Origin of the sequence: Paenibacillus agaridevorans (assembly GCF_018604145.1) — a bacterium.
Lineage (GTDB): Bacteria > Bacillota > Bacilli > Paenibacillales > Paenibacillaceae > Pristimantibacillus > Pristimantibacillus agaridevorans.
In genome coordinates this window covers 5,853,076-5,863,978 of record NZ_CP075889.1, presented here as the reverse complement: position 1 = coordinate 5,863,978, position 10,903 = coordinate 5,853,076, and the positions used below count along the sequence as shown (strand labels likewise).

The following is a 10,903-nucleotide window of genomic DNA, read 5'->3' as shown; positions in this document are numbered from 1 at the left end:
TTATTTCTTTGCCTCTTCACATGGATCAGAAATATCCTTATCTTTGATTAGTTGCAATAGAAGCTCGAAAAATTGCTTTTGCTGCTCTACCGAAAGATTTTCCAGCACCTTGTTTGCGATTTTATCTTGGTAAATAAGGGCTTGCTCAATATTGGACTGAGCGAGCTCCGTAAGCTGGATCAGCGTAGCTCGCCGGTCGGTTGGATCCGGAATACGGACGAGGAGCTTATCCTGTTCGAGAGCATCAACAAAATCGGTAACGGTTCGTGCTTTGATACCTAATTTAGCAGCTAATTCATTCATGCGAATTTTTCCGGTTTCCGCAACGACGGAAAGTAGACGCAGCCTGGGACCTGTGAGTGGAAAAGGCGTGTCAAACGCTGTTAACTGGGATTGAAACTCTCTTTGAATGAAATAGGTTGATCTCATTAATAGATGGATAACGTCTATCGCCTTTGGATGATCGGTGTTCATGCATTAACGACCTCCTTGATATATTTGGTAATTATTTATATTCACAAATGGGTAGGCGTGATGATTATGTGGAATGATGATGTGGATACTCTTTAAGAGTATGCACATAGTATAACCCCATAATGCGTATTCAGCAATCATTCCAAATACAGGGAAATCTCCGTCCCGGTTCGCTCGATGTCGAGTGGACCGGGCCTTTTTTTGGTCAAGATTACTGATAAGCAATAATCATAGATAATTGCCGAAAATATGATGTAATATAGAATTATACAATGTCTTAGGGAACAAGAGGAGGATTGCAATGGGTTTTTTTGACAAACTAAAAGAAGGTGCGTCGAAAGCAGCGGATAAGGCCAAGGATTCCGTCGAGGTTATACGATTGCACGCGCAAATTTCAAGCAAACGCGGCGAGATCGAAAAGCTTTATGCACAAATTGGCAAAGCGGTATATCAGGCACATACAACCGGTCAGTCGGCATCCGCTCTGGAATTGGTTCAGACAGCTAGCCATACGATCAATGTTATTCAACTCGAAATTGTGGAGCTGGAGAATAAAATAAAAATCATTAAGGCTGAGAAGGATTGCGTTTGCGGGGAAGTATTGCCGTTCGAAGCGAAATACTGCTCCACCTGCGGTCATAAATTCGAGCATACGCTTGGAGAGTCAGCACCGGAAGTAATTGTGGTCAACGCAGCGGAATCGGGAGAAGTCATGGCTCTCGAAGAAACGGGCAAAGCTGACACTCACATTGGAGATGATGAAGCAGTTGCGGCTGCGGCAAGCGAAACCTGTCCTTCCTGCAAGGCCGCGCTCGGAGCGGATCGGATATGCGAAAATTGTGGAGCTTTATAAGAACAAGACATCACTGGCGAATGTTATCGTAAACCGAGTCGAGATATGCGATCGCGGCTTGTTCGGCCTCTTCCTTGCGCACCAGCCCTGCGGTCTCTTGGCGCAATCGTTAATAAATCTTGATCAAAGCCTTTAGCGCTTGGTAACAGCTTAAGGCGTTGTGGAGCGGAAGCGACAGCAAACGGATAAATCGTTGTGTTTTAATTATGACAGCCTTAATGTCATAATTAGTTTGGTATTCTTCTCTTGTATCCGCCAATCGAGAGGAGAATGATCCATGAACACTACGAACAATAATGAAGCAATCCGCCCATACCGCATCGAGGTTTCTCAGGCTGAACTTGCCGACTTGAAGGAACGGCTGGCTCGCAGCCGTTACCCGGAGTTGCCGGAAACAGGCTGGGAGCGCGGCGTGCCGGTCTCGTACTTGAGAGAGCTGGCAAGCTACTGGCAGCATGAATTTGACTGGCGTGCTCAGGAGAGCGCGCTGAACGACCTTCCCCATTACATGACGACGATCGACGGGCAAAATGTTCATTTTCTGCATATTCAATCCCCGGAGCCGGATGCCAAGCCGCTTTTGCTGCTGCATGGCTGGCCGGGATCGTTCGTGGAGTTCCTTGACGTCATCGGCCCGCTCAGCAATCCTTCCGCTCATGGAGGAGATCCGAGCGACGCTTATCATCTCGTCATTCCGTCTATCCCGGGCTTTGGCTTCTCCGCTCCGCTCGCTGAGACCGGCTGGACGCCTGGCAGAATCGCAGAGGCGTTGCTTCAATTAATGGAGCGTATCGGTTATGACCGCTTCTGCGTACAAGGCGGGGACACGGGCGCTTTCATCGCCCCTGAGCTGGGCCATCTGGCGCCGGAGCGTCTTATCGGCATCCATATGAACGCGCTGCTCACGTTCCCGTCGGGCGAGGAGGGCGAGCTGGAGGCTTTGACGGAGGAGGAACGGCAGCGGCTGGCGAGCATGGAGAGCTTTAACGACGGCTATTTGCAGATCCAGTCCAAAAGTCCGTACACGCTGGCATACGGGCTTACTGATTCTCCTGTGGGGCAACTGGCCTGGATCGTCGAGATGTTTAAATCGCTTACTGCTCCCGCCGAGGAGCTGCCGGAGGTTTCTGTCGACCGCGACCGCATGCTGATGAACGTCAGTATTTATTGGTTCAGCGGCACCGCCGGCTCGTCGGCCCAGATCTACTACGAATCCATGAACGATCCTATGGCGTGGGTACCCAAGGGACGAGGAAGCGTCGCGACCGGGGTGCTTGTATCCGAATCGCATGACGCGACTGTACGGGCTCTGGCAGAGAAAGCTCACAACATCACTCATTGGACGGAGTCTTTGGAAGGCGGTCATTTCTTCGCGATGGAGCAACCTGCCCGGTTCGTGGAGGATGTTCGTCAGTTTTTCCGCACGATGGCATAGGGATAATGTAGAGAACGGGGTGTGGGGATGAAGCTGGATCGGATGCTCGCGATTACGCTGGAGCTGATGTCAAAGAAACGCGTAAGAGCGGCCGATCTGGCTGCCCGATTCGAGGTATCTACGCGGACCATCTATCGGGAGATCGAGTTGATCAACCAAGCTGGCATTCCGGTAGTCTCCTATACGGGCGCGGACGGAGGGTTCGAGCTGATGGACGGCTTCCTCCTGACCAAGCAGCACTTCACGGTGCAGGACTTTTCCGTCATCTACCGGCTGCTGCAGAGTGTGGAGGGCGCAGTCGGAGACAGGTATACAAGGATGAAGGATAAGCTCCGCAGTCTGCATCCCAAGCTGGAGAGCGGGGAGCATGCCGACGATATCTTCTTCGATCTGAGCACCTCGGAGCCCGAGAGGGAGACGGTTCGCGGCATCTATGGCGCTATCGGGCGCAAGAACGTCATCGTATTTGCTTACCAAAGCGCATCCGGCACGATGAGCGAGCGAAGAGTGGAGCCGACCCGACTGTTTTGGGAGCGCGGCGCGTGGTACGTCGAAGGCCATTGTCTCACCCGCTCGGCCAGGCGGTTGTTCCGCGTATCCCGAATGAGCGGCCTGGTGATCGCGAACGAGATGTTCGAGCCGCGTGAAGAGACGGAATCGGCAGGTTCCGAGGAGCAGCCGCTTGGCATTCATGCACACCTGCGCTTCGACAAAAGCGCCGACCCGAGAGTTTCGGAGCAGTTCCCCGGCGAGTGCAGTCATGAGGTCGACTATATCGACGTGAGGACGGTATTCTATAAGGAGGAGTATGCCTTGTCCGTTGTGCTGAGCTACGGAGCGAAGGTTGTGGTGATGGAACCGCGTGAGCTTAGAAAAACCTTGATCGACGAGCTGGAGGAAATTCGCGGGCGTTATGATGGGCTGGCTTAAGGAAGGGAAAGATGGGACAATTACAATGGGACAAATACAGTTTGTTATTATCTTGCCGATATGGTACAATGAGTTTATTGGAATTTTGACCGCAATTCGCATATTGCAGAGGGTTATTATTTTAATTAATAATCTTGTGCAATATGTGAATTTTTATTTTAATTTCGATAAAATAAGAGGTCATATAAAAATATGGAGGTGTTTCTATGCAAACAGGAACAGTTAAATGGTTTAACGCAGAAAAAGGCTTTGGTTTCATCGAGGTTGAAGGTGGAGACGACGTATTCGTACACTTCAGCGCAATCGTTGGCGATGGCTTCAAATCGCTGGACGAAGGACAACGAGTGGAATTCAACGTTGTTCAAGGCAACCGCGGCCAACAAGCCGAAAATGTTGTCAAGCTGTAAGTGAGACATTGTCCCCAGACTTAGCGTTTGGGGATTTTCTTTTTTTTCGAGTGATGCGAAGGGGGAAGGTTCGATGGCTTATTCATGGAATAAACCGCTGGATAATTTGCCTGAGGAATTGACCACCATCTGGTCATGCGGCAGAGACGACTGCAACGGCTGGATCAGGGACAGCTTCTCGTTCAAGGAGCAGCCCACATGTCCGATGTGCAAGTCGGCGATGATCCGGAGCGAGAAATTGCTGCCGATCCTGGTCACGACGGATCAAGAGATCAAGCATTACAGGAAGAAACAGAGAGCTGAAGGAATTAGCTAAATAGGTGCGGTAGAACACCCAAGCGGGACGACGACGTCCTTGCGGGGTGTTTTTTTGATGATAGGAAAGAGACGGCTTGTTTATGGCACTCTCAGATGCAAATTAGTTTGGGCCGTTAACGTCCTCTAACGGCTGTGTGCTGGGTGAATTGGAGGCGGATGGTGGTGCTGGAGTGTGGGTGCTAGTGTGCGCCCTTGGATATTTTCACAAACGGGATAATAATTGAGCGAAAATACACAATTAAGATGTAAGCGTCAAATAGCCCCCACCTTGAAATCAAGATGAGGGCTATTGTTTTGGCAAGTTTACTCTTGTTTAAATATGCGGCAAGTTAGCGGTAGCGATGATGACCACGGAAGAAGCCTGTCCAGTGCATACGGATCTTTAGGATCGGCTAACTGAGGTAGCTGTTCAAAAAGATACTGAAGGTACTTGAACGGATTTAATCCATTCTCCTTCGCTGTTTCGATAACGCTGTAGATCGTCGCACTTGCCTTTGCACCTCGCGGTGTATTGGCAAACAACCAATTCTTCCGTCCAATGACGAATGGTTTAATCGCGCGTTCACTCCGATTGTTGTCGATCTCCAGCCGTCCGTCTTTCAAGAACACCGTCAGCTTCTCCCACTGATTGATACTGTAGGTGATCGCCTCTCCGAGCTTGCTCTTTGGCAATGCCCGCGAGCGCTGCTGCTTCAGCCACACCAAATAAGCATCCAAAAGGGGGAGACTCCACTCCTGACGGATGGTGTAGCGTTCTTCGGCTGCCGCCTTGACCAGCTCGCGCTCGATCGCAAATAGCTGGTTACAGAAGGCAAGTCCTTGCTGGGCTGCGGTCGTTGTCTTATCTTGCGTAGGCGGCAACGCTTTTAATGCCTCGTCGAACTTCCGGCGTGCATGGGCCCAGCATCCAACAAGTGTCACGTCCTTGACCTTGTGATAGCCGGAATAGCCGTCCACATGCAGGTAGCCGCTGAAACCTTCGAGGAAGTTCCTCGGGTGCTCGCCGCCGCGCGTCGACCGGTAGTCGTAGAGGACGATTGGCGCATCGGTACGGCCCGTACGATACAGCCACATGTACGAACTGGATGACGCGGACTTGCCGGGCTCCTGCAGAACTTGCAGTGTCGTCTCGTCGGCATGCAGAATGTCCTTGCTCAGCAAGTGCGCACGCATGCGGTCCGTGAGAAGCGACAGCCACTGCTCCGATCCGTAGATCATCCAGTTTGCCAGTGTTTGGCGCGATAGCGTAAGTCCGAGCCTTGCGAATTGCTGCTCTTGACGATAGAGCGGCTGGCTGTCCACATACTTCTGGCTCATGACATGCGCCACAATGGACGGGGACGCCAGACTGCCCGGCTGAATCGGTTTAGGCATGGGCGCCGTAACGACGGGCGTGCGAATCTCTTTCCGCTCACAGTGGCGGCACGCATAGACCTGCCGCACATGACGGATGACCTTCACCTCCGCCGGGATAACAGCAATCTCATTACGCGTTTCGGTGCTCATCTCATGGAGTCCACCGCCACAGCACGAGCAGAATTGCTCAGACTCCGGCAAGGCATAGTGGATCGTCTCGACAGGGAACTGATCCAGCTTGGCTTCCCGGTTGCCAGAGGTCTTCTTCCGGCTGTACGTGACCGTCTCGACGTCTGGCTCTTGAGGAGCGGACGCAGCAAGCACTTCAGCTTCGTTAAACAGATTCATCTCCAGTTGGTCGGGATGCGTCTTCTCGCTGGAAGCGCCGAAGCGCTTCTGCTGAGCCAAGCGAAACTGCTCTTCATACCATTTGAGCTTCGCAGAGAGCTCGGCAATTTGCTGTTCCTGCTTTGAAATTTGCTGCTGGAGTATTTCGGGGTTAGGGGTTTCCGTTCGCTTTTCCATACCGTATGATTTCGATAACGCGCAGGCAAGTACCTGCTGCCAGGTATGACAATTTGCGTAAGAAATGATTTGTTAAATGACTACTTCGGCCCGTACTTTCGGATGCGCCTGCCGTTGACTTAGCGATAGCCCGTCAAGCAGCCAGCGAAGCTCGCGGTTTGTGATCGCAACAGGCTCCCCATTTGCCTGCGGCCACTGGAACGTACCGCGTTCGAGCCTGCGGTAGTACAACCAGAATCCGTTATGCTCCCAGTACAATATTTTAAGTTTGTTACGTTCACGGTTGCAGAAAACGAACAGCGCCGGAGAAAAGGGACTCATCCCGAGTCCTTCTTGGACGAGTGCGGCAAGGCCGTCGATGGATTTACGTAGATCCGTGCTGCCACAAGCTAGATAGACGGGCTTTGACGTGATTTCGTTTAACATACTGGATCGGCCCCCAGTGCTCGAACAACTTCGCGGAGCAAGGCGGGCTCAAATCCCGCATCGACTTCGATGACGACTGCACCGATCTGAATGCGAAGTGAACGGCACGGCGCCGGTTTCACTTCAGGAGTCACCTGAACAGGAATGAAGGTCGTCTGTTTAACGGAAGAAGATGGGGGTGACTCATCCAGCTTCTTCATCCATGTGTAAAGTTGACGGCGGTCGATTTGATTGGCTTTGCACCAATGTGTTGTCTTTTCGCCACTTGCACGAAATGCCTCGACACGAGCTTCCCATTTCATTCGAATCTCTTCTCTGCTCATAGAAAAATCCTCCTCAGAATGGCTATTGAGGAGGATTATCTCATAACGATCGCTCGATTCGAAGGTGGGGACAGTTTGACGCTTACATTAAGATGAGGTAAGAGCAATCTATTCGAACATTTGTACATACATACACAAATTTTGGTTCAAAGAGGCCCCGAACGACGAAATGAAGCGAGAATTTGTGTATTTTCGTACAATTTGCTGTGCAGGAGCTCCATTTGTTTAAGAAATTGGGGAAAAATGCACAAATGTGCAGAGAGGCCGATTTTGAGCTATGCCATGTACAGATTTCCTCATCTATTGCCGTTATGCGAAAGCTGAAAACCTAGCTGAAGCGATATTTCCAGTGCCGCTTGTTTAAGCTTTTGGATAAGCCCTGGCAAGTGCTGCTCCTCGAATTTGATCTCAAGGCCTGCGATGCTTATAGCTGCGATTATTTTACCGGAATAATCGAAGATTGGAGCGCTTAACTCGGCCGTATAGTTTTCCAGTTCGGACCGACTGAAGCTATAGCCGACTTCTCTGGAGTGATTTAGAATATCTCGAAGCTGCTCCTTATTTGTAATCGTTCCCTCGCCGACTGGCTTAAGCTCTATTGTATTTAAATAGTGCTCTCTTTCCTCGGTCTCTAAATGAGCAAGAATAATCCGCGACGAAGCCCCCGCATACAAAGGAGCCCTTCTTCCAATTTTCGTGAATAATCTTACAGGGTGGTCGGTATCCAGCTTTTCGATATAGATGGCTTCATTGCCGTTTCTTATAGCTAAATGGATTGCTTCTTTAACGTCGCTGCTCAGTTTATGCATGATTGGCAAGGCGCTTTTTCGAATGTCCAGCCGCTCGCTCACTAGATGGCCAAATTGTAAAAACAACAATCCCAGTTTGTATTTTCCTTCATGGTCTTTTTCTAATAAACCCATATCCTCCAAAGAGCCGATCATGCGATGTACGGTTGTTTTAGGCATGTTGGACAATTTAACCATATCGCTGATCGTCAATTGTTCGTGATGCAAAAATAAATGGAGCAGATCCATAGAACGTACGACTGTTTTGTTTTTATGGTTCGAAACGGTAGGAATACTCATAAAATCCTCCATATTTTAAGCTGCTTCAAGCAGTGATGGGCGAATGTGTCGATTACCAGTATACACGGAAAATGGCTAACCGTATAACGGGAGGAAAAAAATGATTGCTTTCCGTTTAAATCCGACTATAATTATCGATATATATGTGATTGTTTTACGGAACAATGATTCCGAAATTCGGAACAACAAGGATAATCGATTTATCATGAATGGAAATAGGGGATGTTATGGTCGCGAAGATTACGAATTACGAAATGGCTTCGCTTGGAGATAGCGCGATAATGGTTAGTTTGGGAAACCAGGTGGATGAGGGCACTCATCAACGGGTCATGATGCTGTCGCATTATCTGGAACAGCACTCGTTTGACGGCATGATCGAATATATTCCAGCCTATACTTCGGTAACGATCGTTTATGAGCCCTTACAGGTGTATATGGGGATGCTGCAGAGGGCGAAGGCTGATCCGGGAGCCGATCCCGAGCTTGACCTTTCTCCTCATGAGATTGTAAGCAAGTGGCTGGAGAATGTTTTGCGGCAAGTGCAGCATACGGCGGCAGCGGAACCTGCGCTGGTGGAAATTCCGGTTTGCTACGGGGGAGAGTTCGGTCCCGATTTGGAATTTGTAGCTGCGCAAAACGGAATGAGTACAACAGAGGTTATCCAGATTCATTGCAGCCGCGATTATCTGGTATACATGCTTGGTTTTGCGCCGGGATTTCCTTATTTGGGCGGGATGGATAAACGGATTTCCGCACCGCGGAAACAAACGCCTCGTCTAGTCATCCCAAGCGGGACGGTGGGGATTGCGGGCGAACAGACGGGCATTTATCCCATTTCAACGCCGGGTGGCTGGCAATTAATCGGACGAACGCCAATTTCGTTGTTCTTGCCGGATAAAAAACCTCCTACATTATTGAAGGCCGGCAACAGGATTCGTTTCTATCCAATTTCACCAATAGAGTATGACCAATGGAGTCGAATATAGAATGGGCATTTATGTGATTAAACCTGGCGTCCAGACGACGATACAGGATATAGGAAGAATCGGATACCAAAAATTTGGCGTTGTTGCTGGCGGAGCGATGGATCCATTAGCGTATCGGGTCGCAAATATATTAGTTGGGAACGAGGAAGCCGAAGCAAGCCTGGAAATGACCGTTGTCGGTCCAACTTTATATTTTGAGCATGCCGCTCTCATTGCGATTTGCGGAGCTGCATTCAAACCAATGATTGACGGGGAGGAGCTTCCGCTATGGAGGCCAGTATGGATAGAAGCTGGACAAACGTTACACCTGGGATCCGCGAAGCAAGGGATGCGCGCTTATATCGCGGTTGCAGGCGGATTTAAGCTTCCTAAGCCGATGAATTCCTATTCTACTTATTTGAGGGCGCAAATAGGCGGATTAGAAGGAAGAATGCTGAAAGCAGACGATGTATTGCAAATCCGTCCCCCGAACGAACGATCCGCAAACATAATCGACAAATTAAAGCGAGAGAACAAGAAAAGCGAATCCTTCGCATCCGTTTCATGGAAAGTGTCGGATGAGCTGCTTCCTCGTTATTCCTTACAGCCCGTGTTAAGGGTTTTGCCGGGGAGCCAGTTTGAGTTTTTTAAGCCAGAGAGCCTTCAACGCTTGTTTCAAGAGCCATTTGTAGTTGAGCCCCAGTCTGACCGTATGGGATACCGGTTAAAAGGAGCCGCTCTGCAATTAAAGGAAGCAAGAGAACTTCTTTCCGAACCGGTTGTAATGGGGACGGTGCAGGTTCCATCGGACGGCAATCCCATTGTGCTCATGGCCGATCGTCAAACAACGGGTGGATATCCTAAAATCGCTCAGGTCATTTCGGCAGACTTGCCGCTGCTGGCACAGGCTCAAATCGGCAATCCAATCAGGTTTGAGCTTATCGATATAAAGGAAGCGCAAAGATTAAAAATGATTATGGACTTGAGCCTGCTTCAACTGCAATTAACGATTAAAATGTACAGCTTATAGGAGGATGGATATGAAGGTTATTGATTTAAACTGCGATATGGGCGAAAGCTTTGGGGCCTACCGGCTGGGTTATGACGAAGAAATATTGCCATATATCACTTCGGCCAATATTGCTTGCGGCTTCCATGCCGGAGATGCGGGGACGATGAGGAAAACGGTCAAGCTGGCTATAGCAAACAACGTCTCGATTGGAGCTCATCCCGGACTGCAGGATTTGATCGGATTTGGACGTAGAAAGATGGATATATCTCCGCAAGAAGCCTATGACATTGTTGTCTATCAAATTGGCGCTCTTGGAGGTTTTGTTCAATCGGAAGGCGGGAAGCTCCGGCACGTAAAGACTCATGGCGAGCTATACAATATGGCAGCCACCAATGCCAAATTGGCCGAGGCTGTTGCAGAAGCCGTGTATAAAGTGAATCCCGAATTGATTTTGTTTGGTTTGGCCGGAGGAGAGCTGCTGAAAGCGGGCAAGCGTATCGGTCTGCGTACGGGAAGCGAAGTATTTTCGGATCGTACCTATCAATCCGACGGAACGCTGACGTCCAGGAGGGAACCTGACGCCATGATTACGGACGAACAACAAGCGCTGGCGCAAGTAATTCGCATGGTTAAGGAAGGAAAGGTTCTTACAAGGCAGCAGGTTGATATCGATATTGAAGCCGAGACGATCTGTATTCACGGGGACGGTATCCGTGCGCTGGAGTTTGCAAGGACCATTAATCAGGCATTAACCGCGGCCGGCATAACTGTACAAGCATTACAAAAATAAG

13 protein-coding genes are annotated in these 10,903 nt (G+C 49.8%); 8 read left to right on the top strand and 5 right to left on the bottom strand.

Annotated elements, in window-relative coordinates:
• The gene (locus tag KJW29_RS23470) at window positions 1–474 is read right to left on the bottom strand and encodes a MarR family winged helix-turn-helix transcriptional regulator (RefSeq protein ID WP_214626442.1); all 474 of its coding nucleotides are present in this window, start codon (window positions 472–474) and stop codon (window positions 1–3) included.
• 301 nt (window positions 475–775) lie between these two features.
• On the opposite strand from KJW29_RS23470, the gene KJW29_RS23465 reads away from it, so the two are divergent.
• From KJW29_RS23465 to KJW29_RS23445, 5 genes are all read left to right on the top strand, one after another.
• A complete protein-coding gene (locus KJW29_RS23465) occupies window positions 776–1,327 on the top strand; it encodes a double zinc ribbon domain-containing protein (protein WP_214626441.1) in 552 nt (183 codons plus the stop codon).
• A 277-nt stretch (window positions 1,328–1,604) separates the two neighbouring features.
• Complete coding sequence (locus KJW29_RS23460; RefSeq protein ID WP_214626440.1) at window positions 1,605–2,762, top strand: epoxide hydrolase family protein; 1,158 nt, start codon at window positions 1,605–1,607, stop codon at window positions 2,760–2,762.
• Between the two features lie 27 nt (window positions 2,763–2,789).
• On the top strand, window positions 2,790–3,692 hold the full coding sequence (locus KJW29_RS23455; protein ID WP_214626439.1) for a helix-turn-helix transcriptional regulator: 903 nt from the start codon (window positions 2,790–2,792) through the stop codon (window positions 3,690–3,692).
• 206 nt (window positions 3,693–3,898) lie between these two features.
• Entirely contained in the window at window positions 3,899–4,099 is a 201-nt protein-coding gene (locus KJW29_RS23450) for a cold-shock protein (protein ID WP_087567460.1), read from the top strand.
• Window positions 4,100–4,172: 73 nt separating this feature from the next.
• A complete protein-coding gene (locus KJW29_RS23445; RefSeq protein ID WP_087567459.1) occupies window positions 4,173–4,415 on the top strand; it encodes a cold-shock protein in 243 nt (80 codons plus the stop codon).
• A 305-nt stretch (window positions 4,416–4,720) separates the two neighbouring features.
• Here KJW29_RS23445 and tnpC read toward each other — a convergent pair whose 3' ends face one another.
• The 4 genes from tnpC to KJW29_RS23425 form a co-directional block, all read right to left on the bottom strand.
• Window positions 4,721–6,298: an IS66 family transposase gene (tnpC, locus tag KJW29_RS23440; RefSeq protein ID WP_214626438.1), complete on the bottom strand. Its 1,578-nt coding sequence runs from the start codon at window positions 6,296–6,298 to the stop codon at window positions 4,721–4,723.
• A gap of 72 nt (window positions 6,299–6,370) precedes the next feature.
• Window positions 6,371–6,724 carry an IS66 family insertion sequence element accessory protein TnpB gene (gene tnpB, locus KJW29_RS23435; protein WP_087567547.1) on the bottom strand — a complete coding sequence of 118 codons (354 nt, stop codon included), beginning with the start codon at window positions 6,722–6,724 and terminating at the stop codon, window positions 6,371–6,373.
• Window positions 6,718–7,047 (bottom strand): IS66 family insertion sequence element accessory protein TnpA, encoded by a 330-nt coding sequence (gene tnpA / locus KJW29_RS23430; RefSeq protein ID WP_214626437.1) that lies wholly within the window; start codon window positions 7,045–7,047, stop codon window positions 6,718–6,720. The genes tnpB and tnpA overlap by 7 nt, the downstream gene beginning before the upstream one ends.
• Window positions 7,048–7,343: 296 nt before the next feature.
• Entirely contained in the window at window positions 7,344–8,147 is an 804-nt protein-coding gene (locus KJW29_RS23425; protein WP_246608348.1) for an IclR family transcriptional regulator, read from the bottom strand.
• Window positions 8,148–8,362: 215 nt separating this feature from the next.
• Here KJW29_RS23425 and pxpB point away from each other — a divergent pair, with 215 nt between their 5' ends.
• Genes pxpB through KJW29_RS23410 form a run of 3 tightly spaced genes read left to right on the top strand, consistent with a single transcriptional unit; the run spans window position 8,363 to window position 10,902 of the window.
• Window positions 8,363–9,121, top strand: a complete 759-nt coding sequence (pxpB, locus tag KJW29_RS23420; RefSeq protein ID WP_214626436.1) for a 5-oxoprolinase subunit PxpB — start codon at window positions 8,363–8,365, stop codon at window positions 9,119–9,121.
• A gap of 1 nt (window position 9,122) precedes the next feature.
• Entirely contained in the window at window positions 9,123–10,130 is a 1,008-nt protein-coding gene (locus tag KJW29_RS23415; RefSeq protein WP_281426285.1) for a 5-oxoprolinase subunit C family protein, read from the top strand.
• Between the two features lie 10 nt (window positions 10,131–10,140).
• Window positions 10,141–10,902 carry a LamB/YcsF family protein gene (locus KJW29_RS23410; protein WP_214626435.1) on the top strand — a complete coding sequence of 254 codons (762 nt, stop codon included), beginning with the start codon at window positions 10,141–10,143 and terminating at the stop codon, window positions 10,900–10,902.
• Window position 10,903: the final 1 nt, after the last annotated feature.